This window comes from Enterobacter cloacae complex sp. P43RS, from assembly GCF_014930585.1.
Classification (GTDB): domain Bacteria; phylum Pseudomonadota; class Gammaproteobacteria; order Enterobacterales; family Enterobacteriaceae; genus Enterobacter; species Enterobacter bugandensis.
Map to the genome: position 1 here is coordinate 40101 of NZ_JADBRJ010000007.1, position 25302 is coordinate 65402.

Annotated in this window: 19 protein-coding genes; 12 read left to right on the plus strand and 7 right to left on the minus strand. The window is 54.1% G+C overall.

Translation table 11 applies throughout. The features are described 5' to 3' along the window. Positions 1 to 102 precede the first annotated feature (102 nt). The gene (locus tag IM294_RS15180) at positions 103 to 798 is read right to left on the minus strand and encodes an EAL domain-containing protein (protein ID WP_126818436.1); all 696 of its coding nucleotides are present in this window, start codon (positions 796 to 798) and stop codon (positions 103 to 105) included. A 962-nt stretch (positions 799 to 1760) separates the two neighbouring features. Between IM294_RS15180 and IM294_RS15185 the strand changes: the two genes are divergently transcribed. The 6 genes from IM294_RS15185 to IM294_RS15210 all read left to right on the plus strand — a co-directional run bounded on the left by IM294_RS15185 (position 1761) and on the right by IM294_RS15210 (position 8979). Then, a complete protein-coding gene (locus tag IM294_RS15185; RefSeq protein WP_185860363.1) occupies positions 1761 to 2579 on the plus strand; it encodes a winged helix-turn-helix domain-containing protein in 819 nt (272 codons plus the stop codon). Positions 2580 to 2997: 418 nt separating this feature from the next. Next, the gene (locus tag IM294_RS15190) at positions 2998 to 3534 is read left to right on the plus strand and encodes a fimbrial protein (RefSeq protein ID WP_047367856.1); all 537 of its coding nucleotides are present in this window, start codon (positions 2998 to 3000) and stop codon (positions 3532 to 3534) included. 120 nt (positions 3535 to 3654) lie between these two features. Beyond that, entirely contained in the window at positions 3655 to 4416 is a 762-nt protein-coding gene (locus tag IM294_RS15195) for a fimbria/pilus periplasmic chaperone (protein ID WP_049136347.1), read from the plus strand. Next, complete coding sequence (locus IM294_RS15200; RefSeq protein ID WP_370552622.1) at positions 4400 to 6955, plus strand: fimbrial outer membrane usher protein; 2556 nt, start codon at positions 4400 to 4402, stop codon at positions 6953 to 6955. The genes IM294_RS15195 and IM294_RS15200 overlap by 17 nt, the downstream gene beginning before the upstream one ends. Before the next feature lies 1 nt (position 6956). Next, positions 6957 to 8288 (plus strand): fimbrial usher protein StbD, encoded by a 1332-nt coding sequence (gene stbD / locus IM294_RS15205; protein WP_126818439.1) that lies wholly within the window; start codon positions 6957 to 6959, stop codon positions 8286 to 8288. A gap of 22 nt (positions 8289 to 8310) precedes the next feature. Further along, a complete protein-coding gene (locus IM294_RS15210; RefSeq protein ID WP_232928062.1) occupies positions 8311 to 8979 on the plus strand; it encodes a fimbria/pilus periplasmic chaperone in 669 nt (222 codons plus the stop codon). A gap of 153 nt (positions 8980 to 9132) precedes the next feature. On the opposite strand, the gene fumA is transcribed toward IM294_RS15210, so the two are convergent. Together fumA and IM294_RS15220 are read right to left on the minus strand one after the other, a co-directional pair. Then, positions 9133 to 10782 (minus strand): class I fumarate hydratase FumA, encoded by a 1650-nt coding sequence (gene fumA / locus IM294_RS15215; protein WP_126818441.1) that lies wholly within the window; start codon positions 10780 to 10782, stop codon positions 9133 to 9135. Positions 10783 to 10835: 53 nt separating this feature from the next. Beyond that, entirely contained in the window at positions 10836 to 12344 is a 1509-nt protein-coding gene (locus tag IM294_RS15220) for an anion permease (protein ID WP_023325580.1), read from the minus strand. A 611-nt stretch (positions 12345 to 12955) separates the two neighbouring features. Between IM294_RS15220 and IM294_RS15225 the strand changes: the two genes are divergently transcribed. Together IM294_RS15225 and IM294_RS15230 are read left to right on the plus strand one after the other, a co-directional pair. Next, positions 12956 to 15736 (plus strand): flavocytochrome c, encoded by a 2781-nt coding sequence (locus IM294_RS15225; protein WP_126818442.1) that lies wholly within the window; start codon positions 12956 to 12958, stop codon positions 15734 to 15736. A 58-nt stretch (positions 15737 to 15794) separates the two neighbouring features. Continuing rightward, complete coding sequence (locus tag IM294_RS15230) at positions 15795 to 16757, plus strand: FAD:protein FMN transferase (protein WP_047367849.1); 963 nt, start codon at positions 15795 to 15797, stop codon at positions 16755 to 16757. Here the strand turns inward: IM294_RS15230 and dcuR are convergent. Beyond that, entirely contained in the window at positions 16738 to 17457 is a 720-nt protein-coding gene (dcuR, locus tag IM294_RS15235; protein WP_028013719.1) for a two-component system response regulator DcuR, read from the minus strand. The genes IM294_RS15230 and dcuR overlap by 20 nt on opposite strands. Continuing rightward, entirely contained in the window at positions 17454 to 19070 is a 1617-nt protein-coding gene (locus tag IM294_RS15240) for a sensor histidine kinase (protein ID WP_063154964.1), read from the minus strand. Before IM294_RS15240 ends, dcuR begins: the two co-directional genes overlap by 4 nt. Before the next feature lie 165 nt (positions 19071 to 19235). Here IM294_RS15240 and IM294_RS15245 point away from each other — a divergent pair, with 165 nt between their 5' ends. Continuing rightward, positions 19236 to 20099 (plus strand): N-acetylmuramic acid 6-phosphate etherase, encoded by an 864-nt coding sequence (locus IM294_RS15245; protein ID WP_126818443.1) that lies wholly within the window; start codon positions 19236 to 19238, stop codon positions 20097 to 20099. A gap of 57 nt (positions 20100 to 20156) precedes the next feature. On the opposite strand, the gene ompC is transcribed toward IM294_RS15245, so the two are convergent. Further along, a complete protein-coding gene (gene ompC, locus IM294_RS15250; RefSeq protein ID WP_193360362.1) occupies positions 20157 to 21323 on the minus strand; it encodes a porin OmpC in 1167 nt (388 codons plus the stop codon). 284 nt (positions 21324 to 21607) lie between these two features. Between ompC and IM294_RS15255 the strand changes: the two genes are divergently transcribed. The 3 genes from IM294_RS15255 to IM294_RS15265 all read left to right on the plus strand — a co-directional run bounded on the left by IM294_RS15255 (position 21608) and on the right by IM294_RS15265 (position 24258). Continuing rightward, positions 21608 to 22309 carry a phosphohydrolase gene (locus IM294_RS15255; protein ID WP_126818497.1) on the plus strand — a complete coding sequence of 234 codons (702 nt, stop codon included), beginning with the start codon at positions 21608 to 21610 and terminating at the stop codon, positions 22307 to 22309. Positions 22310 to 22370: 61 nt separating this feature from the next. Then, entirely contained in the window at positions 22371 to 23786 is a 1416-nt protein-coding gene (locus IM294_RS15260; protein WP_041909349.1) for a DNA cytosine methyltransferase, read from the plus strand. Further along, positions 23767 to 24258 (plus strand): very short patch repair endonuclease, encoded by a 492-nt coding sequence (locus tag IM294_RS15265; protein ID WP_063942268.1) that lies wholly within the window; start codon positions 23767 to 23769, stop codon positions 24256 to 24258. The genes IM294_RS15260 and IM294_RS15265 overlap by 20 nt, the downstream gene beginning before the upstream one ends. Here the strand turns inward: IM294_RS15265 and yedA are convergent. Then, the gene (gene yedA / locus IM294_RS15270) at positions 24230 to 25144 is read right to left on the minus strand and encodes a drug/metabolite exporter YedA (protein WP_028013712.1); all 915 of its coding nucleotides are present in this window, start codon (positions 25142 to 25144) and stop codon (positions 24230 to 24232) included. The genes IM294_RS15265 and yedA overlap by 29 nt on opposite strands. Between the last annotated feature and the right edge of the window lie 158 nt (positions 25145 to 25302).

The following is a 25302-nucleotide window of genomic DNA, read 5'->3' on the forward strand; positions in this document are numbered from 1 at the left end:
CATCAATCCTTAATGGTGTAGCTGGATAACCATAATTTACAATAAGTTAACATCTATTTAATTATATGGTTACGATAGAAGGGCGGCATTTTGCTATTACGGTTATGTGACATTGCGCATTTGTCTCTGGAGGGTTTGAACCGACGGGGCCTGCACCGCATGGATTTTTTTCTCCGGCCAGTAAAATCCCTGCGCCAGATCGGCCCCCGCCAGCGATGCCGCTCTGATGTCTCCCTGACTCTCAACCCCTTCCGCAAGGACGAACGTTCCGAAACGTCGTGCTTCAGCGATCAGGTGCGCTAAACCCGCGCTATCGTTGCGATACTGCTGGAACGCAGCGCAGTCGAGTTTCACCCCATCGAATTCCAGCCCGCTATCGGCAAGCGTACTGCCATAGTCGCTGAGATAATCATCGAGCCAGACCTCCATACCGGCATGCCGAAGACGCCGGAGATTTTTATCCAGTAATGCGAGCCTGGTCGCGTCAAGACGGGCGATTGCCATTGGGTCCTGAAGCTCAACGACCCCCGGTAAAGGGCCTTGCAGAAGCGCCGCGGTCCCCTCTTCGCTGGCGAGAATGGTTGTGGTGAGGTTAACAAAGAGCTTTACGGTGATTTTTTGACTTTCAAGCGTCTTGAGCTGCCACGTTCTCAACTGCAGGAGTTGGGCGGATGAGCACTGTTCAAACCACTCTGCAATATTGACCTCAGTGGGAGGCTCAGACAGCACTTCATATCCACAGAGTTGCCTCGTAGTGAGTGACATTATGGGCTGCAGTCGAATAGTAAAACGTTTCATGACGACGTGAGTGTGCGATTTTATAGGTGATTAATTCTATATCTCTCCCTTTATTTAATGGTGTTAATCTTTGTGAACAGTGTAAAAATAGTTTTTTATACTGGTCCGGATGCCTTTTATCGGCCCGTTTAATGTTTTTCTGCGTCCGTTTATCCCTTGTTCATCATTTGTTGTTTTTGAGTTAAGTTAGTCAGTCTGCTCAGTAGTGTAATTAAAAAAGTCAGAAAGAATTGTAAATATTTAACCGGCCATCAAAGTACAATTGCGCTATTTTTAATCGCCTTAATCACAGGAGCCAAAACGTAAGAACGGAAGGTAATATTGTGGGTATACAGGCGATCTTTTCTTATATCCGGCTGATTTTTCGACAGGTTTGTTGAGGCGAATGAGCGATGTGAGGTCTGAGCTGTATTTATGATGTGATTTTTAAGGATAAATCTCACCTAAATTTGATTTAGATCAATTTTAAACTGTATTTTCAGTTTTTTCTCACCTTAAAGATGATTCATGCGATGTATCAAAATAACCACCGCAATGTTTAACTTGTTGAATATTAATGAATTTTACTTTCAGGGTTATAGTGTTGAGTACACGTTCAGCGTTCAGATATGCCCCTTTCTTAATTTAATAATTCTGAATATTCCTGAATATTCCTGATTGCTGAAATAGAGTCGGGTAAGGCGATTAAAATTTATTAATATTTTTCAAGATTAAAATATTAAATTTTTGTTGTTTTTAGTAAATGATGCGATAACTTGTCTATGATACAGTACAAAATTCTGACTATGGGGCCTGCACTGTGTAATGTATCCTGGACTTCGCAAAAAAAATAAACTTAACAAGATGAAAATATTAAAAATGATCTGCGTCACGTGCCCAAGCGAGGTAACGCGTCAGGAGCCATTTCGCGCATGCCCGGAGGAAAACTTACTTAATAAGAGTTTATGCATATGAAATTTATAATGAATAAGCAGATAATATTTGACTCAGATATGAGTACACTGGGCCTCGAAGGTTCTCAGGATGAGTTGATTCAAATCTCGAACCCTACGAAGAGACTTTTATTGTTGCTTATTGCCCATAAGGGAGAGGCAATAAAAAGGGAAGTAATATTTAAGAAAGTCTGGGACGACTATGGCATGGTTTCCAGCAACAATAATCTTAACCAGTGCGTAAGTAAGTTACGTAAGATTATGAAGAATCTTGGCATGGATGAGGAGGTGATTGTCACCGTACCCAAAATAGGCTTTATGCTGCATCAGCACGTTGACATCGAAAAATGCTCAGAGCCGGTTGACGTCATCATGGGGGCCACTTCAGAAACCGAAACCGCTTATATTGCCAACGGACGTTTACTAAAAGGCAAAACTGCCGAAAGCAGCGCGGGCGAAGTATCACGCTGGCGTACGATGAAAACAGGAATAGTAAATCAGCTGGTGCTTTTTTTCGCTGTTGTGGCGCTGGGCGGGGCTGCAGGATTCTGGGTTGCCAGTAAGCCCGTTGAACGTAATGAGATTTACATGGGAAATGCTGGCTCCTGTAAGGTCATGATGTCTGAACAGGCGCTGGACAGTATAACCAATCCTGACGTAAAGAAGGTTGTGATGGATTTAGCGGTAAAGCTTAACCCCGTCTGTAAGAGTAATGAGTATGTCCTGATCATCAAAAGCAGTACGTTCAAAACGTATTCTTCCAATCTCTCGCGTCTCTATTTTATGCGTTGCGGCATGTTGAGTGACGGCAAAGAAGAGATATGCTGGGGGTTATTGCCACCACGTTGAGTGCATTATCCTTTATTTTCCCGGTATTCGCCGGGAATTTAATCTTCCCTCCCGATCACCGGTTTAATTCTCCCAGAGAATCAACATCCTTTTCTCATTCAAAATCTTGAGAAAAGCATAATTTCTTTTTTTTCTCCCTCGCTGGCGCATAAGTAATCACTGCAATTGTGACGCGACTGGCATAAAAAACTTAATCGCACATTAAATTACCTCATCTGTAGAGTTATAATCTTAAGATTTGCGATTTAATGGTTAATTATTTTTGTAATAGGGATTTTCGTATAGATTTGTTCCTGCAGCTCATCGGACAGGGTTTACGCGTTCGCCTTTATGTGGCGTTCAATTTCATATGACCGGTTTGTCTGTAAAAAAGGAAGTTTTCATTATCGGTTCAATTGATAAAACAGGAATAAGCGTTATGAACAAGAAAAATATTATTGCGTTAGTTCTGGGGGCGTCACTGGTCTCTGGTGGGGCTTTTGCTGCGTCTGACAACACCATCACCTTCCAGGGGGAGGTGACGGATGAAACCTGTTCAGTTGCCGTAAACGGTAACAGCGCCTCTCCGGTGGTTTTATTGCCAACGGTCAGCGCCTCCGATCTTGCCGCCAGCGGTGATACCGTGGGATCGGTCACGTTTGATATCGGGGTAAGCGGCTGCACGGGCAACGCCAGTGGGGAAACGAAAATCTCGACGGTGTTTGTCGGTAATCAGGTGACGTCTAACGGCAACCTTGGCAACACCGGCACCGCGAAGAACGTTGAAGTCCAGATCCTGGATACCGCCAATGCCGTTGTGAACCTGAGCAATGGCTTTACCGGTAATGGCGACCTCAAGCTGGCCGCGAACCAGACGGACGCCTCCGCTACCTATACCGCGCAGTATTACGCCAACGCAGCGGCGACGGCGGGTACGGTAGAGGCCACGCTGCAATATGCCGTTTCCTATCAGTAACAGGCCGCACTGGAACTAACGTGTGCACGTTTTGCAGGATGCAAACGTGCACATTCCACTCAGCGCATTGCAGTCAGGGTCTCGCCACACCAGGTTCATTCGACCCGGGAGTTGTTAATAATGATAAGCGCACATCTTCAGCGTATCGCTCAGTACCTGACTTATTTGATATGTGTACTGATGCTGGCAAACACCGCATCCGCAAGCGTCACGATACTGGGCAGCCGGATTATTTATCCTGCCGGGGCCTCGTCCGTTGACGTGCAGCTCAAGAATAATGATGACATTCCTTACGTGATTCAAACCTGGTTTGACGAAGGTAATGTTAACGCGACTCCGGCTGAGGGCGCGAAAATCCCTTTTCTGACGACCCCTCCCGTGTTTCGAATCCAGGCGAAAGCGGGACAAGTTATCCGCGTGACCCATACCGGCGCGCGCGATTTACCGCAGGATCGGGAATCCCTGTACTGGTTCAATGCGCTCCAGGTCCCACCCTCGAATCTCGAGAGTGAAAAAGGGCAGAACAGAATGCTGGTCATGCTACGTACCCGGGTAAAAGTGATTTACCGGCCAGCCGGCATTGGCTCCCCAAAAAATCAGCTGAACGGGCTGCGGGTCAACACCACTTTCGATGCGCAAAAGGGGTATGGGATTTCGATAGAGAACCCGCAGCCGTGGTATGCGTCATTAACCCTCATTGAGGCTGAGGCGGGGGGGAAAAAGCATACCCTCACAGCTGATACGGTAGCGCCTTTCGATCGTCAAACGTTTTGGTTTAACAACTGGAAAACCAAAACCGTGGGAAATGGTACGGTCAGGGTATGGCTTGTTAACGATCAGGGAGCACGGATCAATGGGCACTACCCTGTCTCGTACCCCTGAGTTTCGTCGCAATCTGCTGGCGCTGTGTATCTCGTTGAGCTGCACGGGGCTGGTGGAGGCGAAAGAATATGTTTTTGACTCTTCACTGCTGCAGGGCTCGTCCTGGGGCATGGATCTGGAGCAGTTTAACCGGCATCAGATCGCACCCGGACGTTATCTGGTGGATGTATACGTCAACAATACGCTGGTGAAAAGCGAAGAAAAGATCGTCTTCCGCGCTAAAGCAGATGGTCGCGATCCTGAACCCTGTCTGGGCAAATCGCTCATGCAGGCCGCAAAACTGAAAGCAGCAGACCGCGATGAGGGGACAGCGTGTCGCCTTTTGAGTGAGTGGGCTGAACATGCAACCTGGTTGTTTGACCAGGCCTCACTGCGCCTTCAGCTGGCTATTCCGATGACGGAACTCCAGCGTACGCCTCGCGGCTATATTCCGGTAAGTGAATGGGACGCGGGGATGGCGGCGATCTTTTTGCGGCATAACACCCGCTACACGTTCACGGAAAATACAGACACTCGCTACCGCTATCACTATTTGTGGAGCGGCATCAATGCCGGAACCAACCTTGGGCTGTGGCAGGTTCGACATCAGGGAAACCTGCGCTATGCGGACAGCAGCATAAGTGGAAGCGATTCGAGTTATAACGCCGTTCGAACCTGGGTACAGCGTCCCATCGAACCGATCGATAGCGTGCTGGCGCTGGGTGATAACTATACCGACAGCAGCCTCTTTGGCAGCCTCTCGTTCAATGGGGTGAAACTGGCAACCGATGAACGCATGTGGCCGCAGGGGAAGAGGGGCTATGCTCCGGAAGTCAGGGGCGTTGCATCCAGCAGCGCACACGTGGTGATTAAGCAGCTAAATAACGTCATTTATGAAACCAACGTTCCGCCTGGACCATTCGTTATCAATGACTTATACAACACCCGCAGTCAGGGGGATCTTGAGGTTGAGGTCATTGAGGCCAGCGGAAAAACATCCCGTTTTACCGTGCCTTATTCCGCTGTGCCTGATTCCGTGCGTCCGGGCAACTGGCAATACGGCCTCTCATTCGGACGCGTTCGTCAGTACTACAGTATTGAAAACACCTTCCTGGAAGGCGTGTTACAGCGAGGGCTGAGCAATGAAGTCACCAGCAACCTCGGCCTGCGCGTGGCAAAGGACTACACGGCTTTTCTGGCAGGGGGCGTGCTGGCGACTGAAATTGGTGCAATTGGTCTGAATGCCACCTGGTCTGATGCCCTGGTTGAAAATGATGACCGGCAGCAGGGATGGCGTGCAGAAATCAGCTACAGCAAGACGTTTACGGCAGGCACTAACCTCGTGCTTGCCGCATATCGCTATTCGACGAGTGGTTATCGCGATCTGGAGGATGTGCTGGGCGTTCGCCGCCAGCAGAAAAGCGGTACGGAGTACTATTCAGACACCCTGCATCAGCGCAATCGACTGACGGCGACGGTCAGCCAGCCGATGGGAAGCTGGGGGGTACTTAATTTGAGTGCCAGCACGGCGGATTACTATAGCAATCAGTCGCGTATGACCCAGCTGCAGCTGGGCTACAGCAATCAGTGGCGACGAATTAGCTATGGGATGAACTTAGCCAGACAACGGACGAGCTGGGACTACGGACGCTTTTATACCAGTACTCGCGAGCCGGTTGATGACAGTTCAATAGAGAAATACACCGAAAATACCGTCTCTTTCAACGTGTCGGTCCCCCTGGACTGGGGCAGCAACCTGGCGTCGGTGGCTTACAATTACAACCAGTCGCGCGCCAGCCGCTCCTCGACAGTATCGCTAACCGGCACGGCAGGGGACGGTCGTGACAGATCGTACTCCGTGTACGGCGGATATGAACGTTATCGGGATGGGAGCAGCGGTAACGCCACGACGTTTGGTGGAAACGTTCAGGAAAATACCCGCGTGGGGTCCGTACAGGCCAGCTATGACCAGGGGGATAACTACCGGCAGGCAGGGCTTGGTGCATCCGGAACACTGGTGCTACATCCGGGAGGATTAACGCTCGGGCCGTATACCAGCGACACGTTCGCACTGGTACACGCCGATGGTGCCCAGGGTGCGCGCGTGCAGAACGGACAGGGGGCGACTATTGACGCGTTTGGCTACGCCATTCTGCCGTCGCTTTCCCCTTACCGTAGCAACAACGTCAGCCTGGACTCGCGCACTATGATGGCGGATGCCGAACTGAAAGGCGGAAGTCAGCGCGTCGTGCCCTATGCGGGGGCAGTGGTCCGGGTGGACTTTGCCACGCTGAAAGGCAAAGCCGTTCTCATTACTCTTAGTACCCGTGACGGAGAACTACCGCCAATGGGGGCGGAGGTGCGGGATACCGAGGGAACATTGATTGGCATGGTGGGGCAGGGTGGCCAAATTTATGCCCGTGTCCCGGAAGCCTCCGGTGTGTTGCGCGTGAAATGGGGCAAAGAGCGCGACCAGCGCTGCCGTGTGCCGTATCAAATTACCGGGCGAAACGCAGAGCCGTTGGTTTACCTGAGCCAGATATGTGAAAAGGAAAATTAAAATGCAGGACAGGTTAAAACATTTTCTGGTGCTGGGGCTGTTTTTGCTGATAAGCCAGCCCGCGTGGGCAAACTGCATCAGGGTGACCAGCACGTCATCACTCTCCAGCATGGCCATCGCGGCAGGGTATACTGCCGCCGACTGGTCGGGTGCATGTGATACCTGCCATGGCAATATTGGGCTGCCGGCGGTAATCAACATCAACAGCGGCACTAACTTTCAGCCGTCGGGAACGTTGCTTGCCAGCGCGGTGGGCAATTTTTTAACGGCAGCGACTAATAAAACCTATGCCAGTAATCAAATTCTGTTCCGCTGCGCCCTGTCTGACGCCGGAAGTTTATATGAAATGTATGCTACCAACGGCGATAATGCCTATACCGGCATGTATGCCTCCGCTGAAATTGAGGGTGCGTATTATGATGTCGCAAAAAACGTCGCCGTAAGAATGACCAATCTCAGCACCGGGGAATATTACAGCCGCTACTGGAAGCAAAGACAAATCACCTCGGCAGACTGGTATCAGGATGGAACCTATATTTACATTCCAGCCAGCGCATTCAGCAATGTGCTGTATGAAATGTATAAGATTTCATCCACCACCTATTATCTTAACGCCAGCAATTACTATAAAGATGCCTATACCCAACCGCGAGGCTATATAGCCTTTAAAGGCCCCGGGCTGGCATCAAATTCAATCGTGGTGGGCCAGGATAGCGCGATTTATTATTATGGCTGGTATACAAACTGGCCCGGCGCATGGAGTACCTACAATGCCGTGACCTACGTCCGTGGTGCACTATGTCAGGTTAAAGACTATCCCGCCGTTGTGCTTTTACCCACCGTCAGCTCCTCCGCGTTGCAGGCCGGAGGTACAAGTCAGGCTCCGTTCTCGGTCAGCCTCGAGTGCGAGTCAGGCGCGGTTTCCGGTACCGCCACGTCCACGGCCAGCAAGGCAAACGTGGCCATGGGCTTTTTAGTCAACCAGCCCGTTGCTGTCAGTGCTGCGCAAGGGCTGGGGCTGGTGACCAGCGGTGGGGGTCTAACCTGGCTACTGGATTCGCATTACGGTAAAAGCGGCGTGGCTTCTGGCGTGGGTATAAAAATCCTTAACCGGAGTGGGACGGCAATCAATTTGTTACCCGACAGGAGCATAACCGGCACGGGAAACTCGCGCGGCTGGTATGCGTATCAGGATCTTACCAGCCTGACGTCGACGGGGGCGGTAAACACCTATACCGGTGATTTTACCGCATCATTAGAGGCCCTCAGTGGGCAAACTGTGACGCCAGGTACGGTTAATGCGCAATTACAAGTCGTTGTTAATTTCCAGTAGGCTTGCTCTGGCAGGCTTGCTGATGACGTGCCTCATCGCTGAGGCCTATGCCGTGGTTAACGTCGATCGGACTCGTGTGATTTTCAGCGCTGGCGAAATGGCCCAGTCGCTGAATCTCTCTAACGATGGTGAAACGCCAGCCATAATTCAGGTCTGGACGGACACGGGCGATCCGCTGGTGCCGCCGGACAAAGTCAGCACGCCGATTGTGTCTACTCCTCCGGTTTTCAAAATGTTGCCGAAGGAGATCCGCTCGTTGCGTTTGCTGCTTACGGCACGTCAGGGGCTGCCGAACGATCGGGAAAGCGTCTTTTGGCTGAATATTTTCCAGATCCAGCCTGAGAGTGAGCGGACCCGGCAGAACGCGCAAAAGTTAATTCTGCCGTTACGCTTAAGGATGAAGGTCTTTATTCGTCCTGCCGACATCGGCGATCCTGATGCTCTTCAGTATCAGACGCTTCAGTTCAGCGCTCAGGATACGCGGTTAATCATTACTAACCCGACGCCCTGGAATATCAGCCTCAACGTGGAGATACCCGGGCAAAGGCCGCTGACCAATATTATGGTTTCGCCACGGGCGGAAAAGGTGATTTTGCCTGATAAGCCACTCTTGCCGGGAAAAACAGTAGCCTATCGTGTGATTACCGACGACGGTAATTATCTCAGTTATCAGGCCGTTGTTCGACAATAGCATGCGGCGTTAGCATATATTGAAAAACTAAAATGAAGAAAAAGCGTTTGTATGGTGTGTATGGAGAATAAGAAAACTATTCTCCATACAGGGCAGCGACAGCAGGAGTTAATTAACAAGTTGCTGTCGCTGCTGCTGGCGTTATGGAAAATCTCAGCGCTGTGAACAGCCTTTGCACTGCTTGTTCTGGATCTGCTGGAAGAAATCGTTGCCTTTGTCATCCACCAGAATAAACGCCGGGAAGTTCTCCACCTCAATTTTCCAGATGGCTTCCATTCCCAGCTCCGGATACGCGACGCATTCCAGGCTCTTAATGCTGTTTTGCGCCAGCACCGCCGCAGGGCCGCCAATGCTGCCCAGGTAGAAGCCGCCGTGCTTATGGCAGGCGTCGGTTACCTGCTGGCTGCGGTTGCCTTTCGCGAGCATGATCATGCTCGCGCCGTGGGATTGCAGTAAGTCCACATACGAGTCCATACGTCCCGCCGTGGTCGGGCCGAGCGAGCCGGACGCGTAGCCTTCCGGCGTTTTGGCCGGGCCCGCGTAGTAAATCGGATGATCTTTGACGTACTGCGGCAGTTCTTCACCGTTGTCGAGCAGCTCTTTCAGCTTCGCGTGGGCGATATCGCGCGCCACGATAATGGTGCCGTTCAGCGACAGGCGGGTAGAGACCGGGTGCGCGGAAAGCTGCGCCAGGATCTCGTTCATCGGCTTGTTCAGGTTGATGCTCACCACGTTGCCTTCGCCATGCTGGCGCAGGGATTCAGGAATATACTGACCCGGGTTGTGCTCAAGCTTCTCAATCCAGATCCCGTCGCGGTTGATCTTCGCCTTGATGTTGCGGTCAGCGGAGCAGGAGACCCCCATGCCGATTGGGCAGGAGGCACCGTGGCGTGGCAGGCGGATCACGCGGATATCGTGGGCGAAGTATTTCCCGCCAAACTGTGCGCCGAGGCCGAGATTCTGTGCTTCCTGGAGCAGTTCCTGTTCGAGCTGAACGTCGCGGAACGCCTGGCCGTGCTCGTTGCCTTCGGTTGGCAGCGCGTCGTAGTAGCGGGTGGAGGCGAGCTTCACGGTTTTCAGCGTGGCTTCCGCTGAGGTGCCGCCGATTACAAACGCGATATGGTACGGCGGGCAGGCTGCGGTCCCCAGGGTACGCATCTTCTCAACCAGGTAGTTTTTCAGCTTCGCCGGGGTAATCAGCGCTTTGGTTTCCTGGTAGAGATAGGTTTTGTTGGCAGAGCCGCCGCCCTTCGCCATGCACAGGAATTTGTATTCGTCCCCGTCGACGCTGTAGAGGTCAATCTGTGCGGGCAGGTTAGTGCCGGTATTCACCTCTTTATACATATCCAGCGCCGCATTCTGCGAGTAGCGCAGGTTGTCTTCAATATAGGTGTTATACACGCCCTGGCTCAGGGCCGCTTCGTCACCGCCGCCGGTCCAGACGCGCTGGCCTTTCTTACCCATAATGATTGCCGTGCCGGTATCCTGGCAGGTTGGCAGCACGCCCTTGGCGGCGATTTCAGAGTTGCGCAGGAACTGCAGGGCCACGTACTTATCGTTCTCGCTGGCTTCCGGGTCGTTAAGAATGGCGGCGACCTGCTTCTGATGGGAAGGACGCAGCATAAATGCGGCGTCGTGGAAGGCCTGCTGCGCCAGCAGGGTCAGGGCTTCGGGCTCCACCTTCAGCACTTCCTGGCCGTCGAATTCGGCAACGGAGACGTGCTCGTTGGTCAGCAGGTAGTATTCGGTGTCGTTATGCGAAAGAGGGAAGGGGTTCTGATAAAAAAACGGTTTATTCGACATAGCATTGCTCCACAAAAATAAAACCGCCGGAGGAGAAGTCCGGCGGTCAGGAATCAGAACATCATGGACATCCACGGGTAGCCAATCAGCAGCAGGGCCGCCAGGAAGATGGCACCGAAGATGGTGCCGAGGCGCCAGTAGTCTTTGGTTGGCAGGTAGCCGCTACCGTAGTAAATCGGGCTTGGGCCAGTGCCGTACGGGGTGATAATCCCCATGACGCCCAGCGAGGTCACCATCAGCAGAACGAACACTTCCATATTCATGCCCGGAATGGTGGAGGCGATGGTCAGCATCGCTGGCAGCAGCGCCGTGGTGTGCGCGGTGGTGCTGGCAAACAGGTAGTGCAGCAGGTAGAACGCCAGCAGCAGGACGATGGTCGCCACGCCCGGAGAGATACCGCTCATCAGCAGACCGCCTTCTTTACCCAGCCAACTGATAAAGCCGGTAGAGGAGAGGCCATCCGCCAGCGCCACCAGGGTGGCGAACCAGACGAAGGTGTTCCACGCCGCTTTGTTGCCGGTGATATCGTTCCACTCCAGCACGCCGGTCCACAGCATCAGGCCGACGATGAGCAGGGCCGCCATCGCGGGTTCAATCCACGCGGCGGCGAAGATCCACATCAGCAGCGCGCAGCATACGAACACCAGCAGAAGGATCTCATTGCGCGACAGTTTGCCCAGTTTTTCCAGCTCGCGGGTCGCCCACAGCGGCACTTCGTTGTTCACCTTCACTTCTGGCGGGTAGAACCAGTAGGCCAGCAGCGGCATGGTCAGGATCAGCAGGATGCCCAGCGGCAGGAAGGCCAGGAACCAGGTCCCCCAGGAGATGTCGATCCCAACCGTACTTTTCACCAGCGCCAGGGCCAGCAGGTTCGGCGCAAGGGCGGAGAGGAACATTGAGCTGGTGATACAGGCCGCGGTGATCGCCACCCACATCAGGTACGAACCAATCTTACGCGCGCTTGGGTCGTTGGGTTTTGAACCGTACAGCGGCGGCAGGTTAGCGATGATCGGGTAGATGGTCCCACCGCTGCGCGCGGTGTTGGACGGAGTGAACGGTGCCAGCAGCAGGTCCGCAAACGTAATCGCGTAACCGAGCGTCAGGCTACGACGGCCAAGATACTTCACCAGAATCAGCGCCAGACGGCGGCCGAAGCGGGTTTTGTCGTAGCCCGCGGCAAACATAAAGGCACCGAAAATCAGCCAGACGGTGGAGTTACCAAACCCGCTCACTGCCCACTTAAAGGAGGCGCCCGCCAGCTTGAATTTCGGGTCAGCCAGCTGTTCAGGGCTGAACAGCACCCACTGGCTGCACAGGGCAATGGCGACGACGCCGGTCAGGCCTATCACCGCGCCCGGCAGGGGTTCGAAGATAAGACCGACGATCACGCCGACGAAGATGGCGAAGTAGTGCCACGCGTAAGGCGGCAGCCCTTCAGGAACGGGAACAAACAGCAGCAGTACGGCGACGATGACGGGCAGTGCCATCATCAGCAGACGTTTTGCGTTTCCATTTGATGCCTGGTTCGCCACAGGGGGCGTTACAGCAGTTTTTGTATTCATAGTTTCACGTCTTAAGTTGTCAAAAATTCGGTCGCACTGAAAAGTCAAAATTGCTTTCTTAAGTTTCTTTGCTTTTTTTAGTTATTAAAGGTGCGTTTTTGTATTTTCAGTAATAGCGATTTAACGCTTTTTTGTGTGCGTTAAATTAAAAAATGATGATGTTTTTATATTGCGCTTTTAAATGCCATGACTATTGATCGAGATCAAAAAAACAGAATTGCAGCGTTATTTTTATGCTTTTATTAATAACCACTCTGGCGTATGTGGTTATTATCTTTTTTGCGGGTTTATTTTATCATTTCTGTAACAATTTGAATTTTTAATAATTACTATTTGGTTGATTTTAAAGGGTGTTTTTGGTTTTTGGTGTAATGGTTTTACCATTTTTTATTTAACGTATTTTAAAATATTGTGAATGCCTGAATGACAATCGCTAACACCAATGTATTATTAGTGTTATCACAGGGATTAAATAGTTTTTTAACTAACGTAATAACCTTAGAAACTAAAAAAATCATTATATTAATATCATGACATCGGCAAAAAACGACGAAATAAAAAAATCAATCCGATAACGAATTCTCAATTTTTAAAAGTTTGGAGTTTCTATTATGAGCACTAACGAACGCATTCTTAGCCCCTTCACATTACCGAATGGCACTGAACTGAAAAACCGTTTGTTAATGGCCCCTATGACCACCTGTACCGGCTATTATGACGGCACCGTTACCAGCGAACTGGTGGAGTACTATCGGGCCCGTTCCGGCAGCATTGGCACCATCATCGTGGAGTGCTGCTTCGTCGACGATCTCGGCCTCGCCTTCCCGGGCGCAATTGGTATTGATAACGACGAGAAAATCGCCGGGCTGGCGAAAATCGCCGAGGCCATTAAATCCAAAGGCTCTAAGGCCCTGCTGCAGATCTACCACGGTGGCCGCATGGTTGATCCGAAACTGATCGGTGGCCGTACCCCGGTTGGCCCAAGCGCCGTGGCCGCGCCGCGTGACGGTGCCGCAACGCCGGTTGCCCTGACCGCCGAAGAAGTGGAAGGCATGATCGGCAAATTTGGTGAAGCCGTGCGCCGCGCCATCCAGGCCGGTTTTGACGGCGTGGAAATCCACGGGGCGAACACCTACCTGATTCAGCAGTTCTACTCTCCAAACTCTAACCAGCGCGATGACGAGTGGGGCGGCAGCCGCGACAATCGCGCGAAGTTCCCGCTGGCGGTGCTGGACATCACCCACAAAATGGTACGCCAGTACGCGGACGACGCGTTTATTATTGGCTACCGCTTCTCCCCTGAAGAGCTGGAAGTGCCGGGCATCCGCTTTGAAGACACCATGTACCTGCTGGAAAAACTGGCGGCGCGCGGCGTGGACTACCTGCACTTCTCCGTCGGCGCGACCCTGCGTCCGTCCATTGTCGACACCCAGGACCCGACGCCGCTGATCGAAAAATACTGCGCGATGCGTTCTGAAACGCTGGCGCAGGTTCCGGTGATGGGCGTGGGCGGCGTGGTGAATGCGTCAGACGTGAATGAAGCGCTGGACCACGGTTACGACCTGATTGCCGTTGGCCGCGCCACCATTGCCTACCCGGACTGGACCGACCGCATCGCGGCCGGGGAAACGCTGGAGCTGTTTATGGACAGCACCAAACGCGAGGAACTGAGCATTCCTGAACCCCTGTGGCGCTTCTCGCTGGTGGAAGCGATGATCCGCGACATGAGCATGGGCGAATCGAAATTCAAACCGGGCATGTTCACCGAGAAGGTGCAGGACGACGCGAACGAGCTGGTGATTAACGTCAGTCTGGAAACCGACTGCATTGCGGACATCGAGCTGGCCTCTGGCCCGAGCGATGACGTTGAGTTCGTCACCAGCTTTGAAGAGATCCGTACCCGCATTCTGGACGCCAATACCCCGCACGTGGATGCCATCACCGGTGCAACCAGCCAGAGTGAAGCGGTGAAGAAAGCGGTCTCTAAAGCGATGCTGAAATCCAGCAAAGCGCTGGCAGCGGAAGAGGGCGTGGACCCGAACGAAACCCGCAGCGTGGACGTGGTGGTGGTCGGCAGCGGCGGCGCCGGTCTGGCGGCGGCGATTCAGGCTCACGACGAAGGCGCGAGCGTGCTGATTGTTGAGAAGATGCCGACCATCGGCGGGAACACCATTAAAGCCTCTGCCGGTATGAATGCCGCCGAAACCCGCTTCCAGCGCGTGAAGGGCATTCAGGACAGCAAAGAGCTGTTCTACCAGGAAAGCCTGAAAGGCGGCGGCAACAAGAACAACCCTGAACTGCTGCGCCGCTTTGTCGAGAACGCGCCGCAGGCGATTGAGTGGCTGGCAACGCGCGGCATCATGCTGAACGACATCACCACCACCGGTGGGATGAGCATCGACCGTACTCACCGTCCAAAAGACGGCTCTGCGGTGGGGGGCTACCTGATCAGCGGCCTGGTGCGTAACGTCAACAAACGCAACATCGAGGTGATGCTGGATACCTCCGTCAGCGACATCATCTTCGAGAACGGTGAAGTGACCGGGGTTCGCCTGACCACTGAAGAGAACGAAACCGTCACCGTGGCAGCGAAAAGCGTGATCGTGGCGACGGGCGGCTTCAGCGCCAACAGCCAGATGGTCGTCAAATACCGTCCGGATCTGGAAGGGTTCGTCACCACCAACCACAAAGGGGCAACCGGCGGCGGCATCGCGCTGCTGGAGCGCATCGGGGCGGGCACCGTGGATATGGGCGAAATCCAAATTCACCCAACCGTTGAGCAGAACACCTCGTACCTGATTTCCGAATCCATCCGCGGGGGCGGGGCGATTCTGGTCAACCAGAAAGGGGAGCGCTTCTACAACGAAATGTCGACCCGCGATAAAGTCTCGGCGTCAATCATCGCGCTGCCGGAGAAATACGCGTACATCGTCTTTGACGAGCACGTACGTGCCAAAAACAAAGCCGCGGATGAGTATATTGCGAAAGGCTTCGTGACCTGCGCCAGCTCGCCAAAAGCGCTGGCGGATGCGCTCGGTATGGATCACCACGCTTTCCTCGCGACCCTGGAACGTTATAACGGTTTCGTTGAAAAACAGCACGATGACGATTTTGGTCGTACCACCGCGCTGCGTGCGCCTATCAACGAAGGGCCTTTCTACGCTATTCAGATTGCGCCAGGCGTGCACCACACCATGGGCGGCGTGACCATCAACACCGAAACCTGCGTGCTGGACAGCAACCACAACGTACTGCCGGGGGCGTTTGCGGCGGGTGAAGTGGTCGGGGGGATCCACGGCGGCAACCGTATCGGCGGTAACGCGGTGGCGGATATCATTATTTTTGGTACCCTTGCAGGACATCAGGCGGCGATGCGCTCAAAAAGAACGTAAGGCTCCTGTCTCCCCGGCGGCGCGGTGCCTGCCGGGGCTACATCTGAGGACACATACAATGCCTGATAGCCATCGCGTTTACAGCTACTCCGCCGTTCTGATGGGCTCGCCCATTCTCCTGAAGCTCTTCTTCCATGACGAAGCCCTCGCGTCCCGCGTTTTCCGCCTGATCAAACAGTACGAAGATCTCCTCACCGTTAACCGGGCGCATTCGCAGGTGATGGACATCAACCATGCGGCGGGCCAGCATCCGGTTGCCGTCAGTCGTCCGGTGTTTGAACTGATCCGCTGTGCCAAAGCGGCAAGCATGCTAAAAGACAGCGCGTTTAACCTGGCGATCGGCCCGCTGGTGAAGCGCTGGAAGATTGGCTTTCAGGGAGACAGCGTTCCGCCTGCCGATGACATTGCGTCCCTGCTGGCGATAACCCGGCCCGAGGAGGTCATCCTTGATGAGGCGCAGACCAGCGTGTTTCTGACCAGGTCGGGGATGGAGATTGATCTGGGGGCCATCGCTAAAGGCTATATCGCCGACCGGGTGCGGGACTACCTGCGCAAAGAGGGCGCTGAGCTGGGGCTGATCAACCTCGGCGGAAACATCCAGACGTTAGGCTCGCCGGAAGGGGGCTGGAGCGTGGGGCTAAAAAAACCGTTCGCCGGTGATGCGCTTATCGGTGCGATGACGGTGGAGAACCTCTCCGTGGTGACCTCGGGAACGTACGAGCGCTACTTCGAGCAGAACGGCAAGCGCTATCACCATATTCTCGATCCGCGCACCGGGTATCCGCTCGACAACGAGCTGGAGAGCGTCACTATCATTTCAAAAGACTCCATTGACGGCGACATCTGGACCACGCTGATGTACGGCATGGGGGTAGAAAAGGGCTGTGCCGCCCTGCGCGCGCGCCCCGATATTGAAGCTATCTTTGTGACCAAAACAAAAGAAGTGGTGATCTCCTCGATGCACCACTTCCGTTTTACCCTTCTGGACGAGAGCTACCGCGTTATTGGCAGTACTGTTTGAGCAGCCCGATCTGTTCCGGCTGTAAGCGGTAGCGATACACCGGACGCCCGGTGGCGCCGTAGTGAATGCTGGTGAACAGAATGTTGATCTGCGCAAGCCAAATCAGGTACTTACGGCAGGAGACGCGGGAGATATTGACTGCGTTAGCCAGATCGTCGGTGGAAAATTCCGTCTCCGGATGGCCATCAATCCACTGGCAAATCGTGCGCAGCGTTTGCGGCGTTAACCCCTTCGGCAATTTTTTAGTGTCCGCCAGCTCCGGCGCGCCACCGTGGATCAGCCTGTCGACGTCCGCCTGCTCGTAATACTGGTGCGAGCCCATCAGGCTGTGCTTTGCCTTCCAGCCGTTCAGCGCCTCTTCAAAGCGCGGGAACTGGAACGGCTTTATCAGATAATCCACCACGCCGTAGTGGATGGAGGTCTGGATCGTGGCGGCATCGGCGGCCGAGGAGATCATAATCACATCAATCGGGCGGCCTGACGCGCGAATATCGGGCAGCAGATCCAGCCCGTTATCCTGCTGCATGTAGACGTCCAGCAGCACCAGATCGACAGGCTGGCTGGGGTTATTGATAAAGGCCCTGGCCTGATTGAGCGTGGAGGCGACGCCGCAGCAGCTGAAGCCTTCAACACGGTTGACGTACAGACGGTTGAGGTCGGCTACCATGGCGTCATCATCGACAATTAATACATTTATCACGCGATATTCCTCTCGCTATCCCAGGGGATGTGAACAAAAAATTGGGTAAATACGCCAGGCTCAGACTCGACGGTAATATCGCCGCCCAGGTTCTGGATCTGCTGGCGAGCAAGGAACAGCCCAACGCCGCGGTTTTCACCTTTTGTTGAGAACCCCTTAGTAAAAATAGCCTCCAGCTGAGTGGGATCAATGCCGGGGCCATCATCGCTGACTTCGCAGCTGAGCCAGCCATTCTGATAATGCAGCAGCAGGCCAATCTCGCCTTCCTGCTGTCCTGCCATCGCGTCGAGCGCGTTTTCGATTAAGTTACCCAGCGCGGTGATCAGCACCGCAACCTGCTCTTCACTGCCGGTATCCGGTATCAGACTTTCATCCGCCAGCGTCAGGGTGACGCCGGCCTCTTTCGCCCGGTTGATTTTACCCAGCAGGAATCCGGCAACGACCGGGGACTTTACCTTGCTCTGGATCGTGCCAATGTCCGTCTGGTAATTATGCGCCGTCTGGATGATGTACTCCTCCAGCTTGTCGTAGCGCTTCATGTGCAGCAGGCCCAGGATCACATGCAGTTTATTCATAAACTCGTGCGTGTGGCTGCGCAGGGCGTCGACGTAGTTGACCATGCCATCGATACGCTGCATCAGCTGGCTGATTTCCGTTTTATCGCGGAAGGTGCTGATAGCCCCGATCACCCGATTCTGGCTTTTGACCGGCACCATGTTGCAGAGCAGCAGTCGTCCGTTGCAGCTGATCTCCTGATCCTGACGCGCAATCCCGGTTTTCGATACCTCACGCAGGTTTGCCAGCAGCGGCTCGCTGGTGTTTTCGGTCTGCTTGCCGGAGGGAAGAAGTAATATCTCTCTGGCAGCGTGGTTAATCATTGTTACGCGGCCGTGAATGTCGACGGCCAGCACCCCTTCGCGAAGCGACTGCAGCATCGCCTGGCGCTGTTCGAACAGGGCGGAAATTTCGTAAGGTTCAAGCCCGAACAGGATGCGTTTCAGGACCCGTACCAGACCCCATATCGCCATCGAGCTCATAAATATGCTGAATAAAATCGTCCAGAGCGCGTTGAGCCGCCCGCGGGCTATCTGGTCTTCCACCTTTTTGAGGGAAATCCCGACCACGACGACCCCGATCTGATCGTGCTGGCTGTCATAAACCGGCGTGAAAACGCGAAGCGCCTCGGCGAGGGCACCACGGTTAACTGAGACATTCTCTTTGCCTTCCAGCGCGGGTTCCAGATCGTTGCCGATAAAATGCAGGCCGATGAGCGCCTCGTTCGGGTGCGAGTAGCGAATCCCCCGCATGTCGGTCACCACGGTAAGCAGCAGATCGTTGCGTTGGGTAACGGCTTTGGCGATGGGCTGAATGATGTCGGCCTGCGGCGACTGCATCAGGCCGCGCTGGATCTCAGGGCTGTCGGCCAGCGTGCGGGCGATGCCCAGAGCGGTATCTTTTACATCATCGCGGGTCGCCCGGGTGATCTGCACGGAATAGAGCGCAAAAACTACCAGCAACACCGAGGCGATAATCGCGGACACCATCAACGTGACCAGCGTGTACAGTTTCATGGGGCGCTTGCGCGTCAGAGGGAAAGGCTGCAGATCGCTCATCAACACTCCGCGATGATTAAGAAAGGGAGTGATTATCGCTGATGATGGGCTTTTCTTAAAGCCATGTAAAAGCGTCGATTTACTCTTCTTTTCGTGACCCCACTCGCAGGTCATCTATATAAAACACTTTATAGTGTGTGGGTACTCATAATAAGGAGGCTGTTTATGAGCATTACGCTTACCGGTTCAGTCAAGGAAAGACGGCACGCCAGCACGATGAATATAGATAGATTGTCCACGCTGGACATGCTGAAGGTTATCCACGAGGAAGATGCACGCATTTCTGCTGCTATAACCCCCTGCTTAACGACAATCGCCCGCGCGGTGGATAACGCCGCCTCGGCGCTCAACCACGGCGGCCGTCTGGTGATTGTCGGCGCGGGCCCGTCAGGCTGCATCGCACAACAGGCTGCAGATGAGTATGCGCCGGGTAAAACGCCGGTAATTGCCGTGACGGCAGAAGAGGGGGATGGGAGCTACGAGCGCGGGGTGGCTGACCTGCAGGCCATTAAATTTGATGAGCACGATATGATGCTTGCCGTGACCGTCAGCGGAAAAACGCCGTGGGTCTGGGGGGCAATGCGGCATGCGTGGTCGTTGGGAGCGCCGGTTGCGGTCATCACCGGTGATGCACAAAGCGAAGCAGCACAGCTGGCAAGCATGGTAATTGCCCCAGAGCTTGGGGCTGATGTGGTTGCCGGGTATCGCAATACCAGGGCGGGGATCGCGCAAAAAATGATCCTCTCGATGATTACCACCGCGCTGGCCGTTCGCACCGGGCGCGTTTACAGCAACCTGCGCGTGGATCTTGAGGCAAGCAATACCAAATGGGCTGAACGGCAGATCGCCATTGTGATGGAAGCGGGGGGATGCACCCGGGCGCAGGCAAAAGCCGCGCTGGAGAGCTGTAACCATCACTGTAAAACAGCGGTATTAATGGTGCTGACAGGCCTTGATGCGTGGAAAGCCCATGAGCTGCTGGTGCAGAATAACGGGTTTATCCGCGTGGCGCTGCAGGAAGCGCCGTAAAATAGTGTCCCTTGAAACAAAAAAGCCCGCAAATGCGGGCTTTTGTATTTTCAGGGATCAGAACTGGTAGATCATGCCGATGCCAACAATGTCATCGGTTGCAATACCGTTGTCATTGTAGAAGGCGTCATCTTCGTCCAGCAGGTTGATTTTATAAACAACGTAGGTGGAGAAGTTCTTGTTGAAGTTGTAGGTCATGCCCAGGTCGATGTAGTTAACCAGATCCTGGTCTACATAGTCATAGCCATTGCGTGGGTGATAATCGTTACCGCCCAGATCGATGCCTTTTGAATAGACCCACGCCAGGGATGGACGCAGACCGAAGTCAAACTGGTATTGCGCTACGGCTTCAAAGTTCTGCGTTTTGTTGGCGATGCCGTCGCTGCCGTACGGCGTCATGTTGCGGGTTTCCGCGTACATCATTGCCAGATAGACGCCTTGAGCATCATATTTTGCGCCAACGGTCCATGCGTCTGCACGGTCACCGCCTGCGTATTTGCTGAAGCGGTTATAGTTGCCCGCGCCATAAGCAACCTGATCGTTGGTAGGGTCAGAGGAAGAATACGCCGCACCCAGCGTCAGACCGAAGTCGAAGTCATAGGTGGTAGACATACCGAAGCCGTCGCCGTTCTGGAAGCGTACGTCGTCGTGACCGTTTTTGGTGCCTTCCTGATCTTCGTTAGCGTTTGCACCTTCGTTAGCACCCTGATACTGCAGCGCGAAGTTCAGGCCATCAACCAGCCCGAAGAAATCATTATTACGGTAGGTCGCAACACCGTTGGTACGGCCAACCATATAGTTGTCAGTCCAGGTGTAGGAATCGCCACCAAATACCGGCAGCATATCGGTCCAGGCTTCAACGTCATACACGACGCCGTAATTACGGCCATAATCAAATGAACCGTATTCGCCATATTTCAGGCCCGCATAGGCCAGACGGTTGAAAGAGGTATCCCCGGCGTCTTCGGTATCATTTGCGTAGGTTTTATATTCCCACTGACCGTAACCGACCAGATCGCGGGTAATCTGTGTTTCGCCTTTGAAACCAATCTGCACGTAGGTTTCGTCGCCGTCGTCGCCCGCGTTGTCGGAGAAGGTATGACGCGCGTCAACCTTGCCGTACAGGTCAACTTTATTGCCGTCTTTGTTATACATTTCAGCCGCGTTTGCCGCGCCAGCCATTAATAATGCGGGTACAAGAATTGCCAGAACTTTTCTTTTCATTATATATTCCCTTTAAAGATAATTTATATGAATATATGTAATCACCCTCCGTAATTACGTGTCTGATACTATTCTATGGCTCGTAAATTTGGTTCAAAAATAAATGTAATTAAACCAGTGAAATATTACAAAATATTTCCAATGATCTCTTTATTTTTCAAATGAATTAATCGCTTGAAAGTATTGCGGGTAATTATTATTAAGTATTTCTGGGTTCTATTTTTAAATTTATTTTATTTAGCTATGTTATAATTCAGTGCCCATTTTCGTAACAGGAAAGGATGATGGAACTCATACAGTGGCAGCAGCGCTTTGAATCCTGGCTTGATGAACATCACGCGACCGACGACACCGCGCACGATATTTCACACTTCCGTCGCGTCTGGCTGACGGCGCAGAAAATCATGGTTCATCACCACGTCGACCCGCTGACGATCCTGACCGCCTGCTATTTTCACGACATCGTTAGCCTGCCGAAAAATCATCCTGAACGCAGCCAGTCGTCGCGTCTGGCTGCGCGCAGAACGCGGGACATTCTGCACCGCGATTTCCCTGACTTCCCGTCCGATCGCTATGCCGCCGTGGAGCACGCCATCGAGGCGCACAGTTTCAGCGCCGGCCTGACGCCGCACACGATTGAGGCCAAAATTGTCCAGGATGCAGATCGTCTGGAGGCGCTGGGGGCGATTGGCCTGGCGCGCGTGTTTGCCGTGTCAGGCGCGCTGGGCGTACCGCTTTTTGACGCGGACGATCCGTTTGCCGACGCGCGCCCGCTTGATGACCGGGCGTTTGCGCTCGATCATTTTCAGACCAAGCTGCTGCGCTTGCCTGATACAATGCAAACCGACGTCGGGCGCGAGCTCGCGCAGCACAACGCCGATTTTCTGATTCAGTTTATGGCGAAACTCAGTGCCGAATTACAGGGCGACTGCATCGGGCTGGATAGCCAGATTCAACACCGCTTCCGTCGCAGTTTGCGAAAGTGAACTGTGGTAATCTGTTTCCAGTCTTTATTGCCCGGTTAAAAGAATGCAGGAAAATCGATCAGTGACAGAGCCCGCGCCAGAGCAGGCTGAGAAGTCAACGGCAACGGTGCAGGCATTACTGCGCCAGCTGCTGGATATTTATGACGCTAAAACGCTGGCAAACCAGCTGGTGGCGCACGGCGAAAGCCACTGGAGCCCGGCCATCCTTAAGCGACTGCTGACCAGCGATCGGGCAGGGCGCCGCCTGAGCGAAAGCGAGTTTCGTTATCTGCAAGATCTGCTTCCGCGTCCGTCTGCCGCGCACCCGAACTATGCCTTCCGCTTTATCGATCTGTTTGCCGGCATCGGTGGCATCCGGCACGGCTTTGAAGCTATCGGCGGTCAGTGCGTGTTTACCAGCGAGTGGAACAAACATGCGGTACGCACTTATAAAGCGAACTGGTACTGCGATCCGCATGAACATCATTTCAACGCCGATATCCGCGACGTTACCCTGAGCCATAAAAGCGGCGTCACGGATGAACAAGCCGCCGAGCACATTCGCCAGACGATTCCGGCGCATGACGTGCTGCTGGCGGGCTTCCCGTGTCAGCCTTTCTCGCTGGCCGGCGTCTCCAAAAAGAATGCCCTCGGGCGTGCCCACGGTTTTGCCTGCGATACGCAGGGAACGCTGTTTTTCGATGTGGCCCGAATCATTGACGCCCGTCGCCCGGCCATATTCGTGCTGGAAAACGTCAAGAACTTAAAGAGCCATGACGGTGGAAAGACCTTCCGCATTATCATGCAAACGCTGGACGAGCTGGGCTATGACGTGGCGGATTCCGAGGACATGGGCGCGGATGACCCGAAAATTATCGACGGGAAACACTTCCTGCCCCAGCATCGCGAACGCATTGTGCTCGTCGGTTTCCGCCGCGATCTCAATCTTAAGGGGGATTTCACCCTGCGGGATATTCCCTCCTTATACCCCGAGCGTCGTCCAACTATTGCCGACCTGCTGGAGCCGGTGGTCGACGCGAAATTTATCCTTACCCCAATCCTGTGGAAATACCTCTACCGCTATGCCAAAAAGCATCAGGCCAAAGGCAACGGCTTCGGGTTTGGCATGGTGAACCCAAACGATCCGCACAGCGTGACCCGCACGCTGTCCGCTCGCTACTACAAAGACGGCGCTGAAATCCTGATCGACAGAGGCTGGGATAAAGCGCTGGGCGAGAAAGATTTCGACGATCCGCAAAACCAGCGTCACCGTCCGCGGCGCCTCACGCCGCGGGAGTGCGCCCGGCTGATGGGCTTTGAAACGCCACAGGGCTACCGTTTCCGCATTCCGGTTTCGGACACTCAGGCTTACCGTCAGTTTGGTAACTCAGTGGTGGTGCCCGCGTTCGCGGCGGTGGCAAAACTGCTGGCCCCGCGCATCAGACAGGCGGTGGCGCTCCGCCAGGGTGAGGCCGTCAATGACGGACGTTCACGATAAGGCCACGCGGAGCAAAAACATGCGTGCCATCGGCACGCGTGACACCGCGATTGAAAAGCGTCTGGCCGGGCTGCTGACGCAGGCGGGCTTCGACTTTCGCGTGCAGGATCCCGCGCTTGCGGGTCGCCCGGATTTCGTCATTGACGCGTATCGGTGCATTATCTTCACCCACGGCTGTTTCTGGCATCATCACGACTGCTACCTGTTTAAAGTCCCGGCGACGCGCACCGATTTCTGGCTGGAAAAGATTGGCAAGAACGTTGAGCGAGATGCGCGGGATCTCGCCACGCTTGTCGCGCAGGACTGGCGAGTGCTGATCGTCTGGGAGTGTGCGCTGAGAGGACGGTTAAAGCTGAACGATGCCGATCTGAGCGAACGGCTGGAAGAGTGGATCTGCGGCGGCGGCCAGGCCGCGCAGATCGACACGCAGGGGATCCACGCGCTTACGGTTTCTCCACCTCGCAAGGCGTAACCACGGGCTTTGCCGGCAGCAAATATTTGCCTAAGGTCACCAGCACGACGGCAAAAACAATCACCCCTAAAGCTAACCACTCAACCGGAGAGAGCGTTTCACCGCCAAGCCCGGTGCCGAGCAGCACGGCCACGACCGGGTTGACGTAGGCATAGCTGGTGGCAACCGCCGGTGAGACGTTACGGATCAGGAACATGTAGGCGTTGATGGCGATGATGGAGCCAAACAGCGCCAGATAGCCTACCGCCAGGAAGCCCGACAACGGCGGCAGGGTAGTCAGCTCTTCTCCCGTCAGGGCTGAGGCCAGCAGCAGCACAATCCCAGCCGCAAGCATCTCTATTGCCCCCGCCATCATGCCGGTCGGCAGTTCGATACGCGAACCGTATACGGAACCAAACGCCCAGCTCATCGAGCCGATAAGGATAATCACTGCGCCCCACGGATTCCCGCTCAGGTTACCGCCGCTGTTAAGCAGAATAATGCCGGCAAGGCCGATGCCAATCCCCAGCCACTCCAGCTTGCGGGTGCGGATGCCGAAAAGACGGCTGAAGCAGAGGGTAAACAGCGGTACGGTGGCAACGACCACGGCGGCGATCCCTGACGGTACGTTCTGGTGCTCGGCAATGGTCACAAAACCATTCCCCACCGCCAGCAGCAGCAGGCCTATCAGGGCGGCGTTAAGCATTGGGCGGAGCGGTGGAAGCTTATGCCCGCGCAGCAGCAGGAAGGCCAGTAGCAGCACACCCGCCGAGAGGAAGCGAATGCCCGCCATCATCAGCGGCGGCCAGCTTTCCACGCCGATGCGAATGACAAAATAGGTGGAACCCCAAATGATATACAGCGAAAAAAGTGCCCCGATAAGCGGAAGCAGTTGCCGGAAACGCATAATCCCTCACGACGAAATAAAAAGGTCGCTGATAGTAAACGCGAAAACTATCGCGCTGGCGAGCCCTTTAATTGTGTAGTTGATGTGAATTTTTTGTTGACGAAAGCTGCCTGTTTCCGCGATTGCGCTTTTGCTCCATACTATTCACTTAATTACCA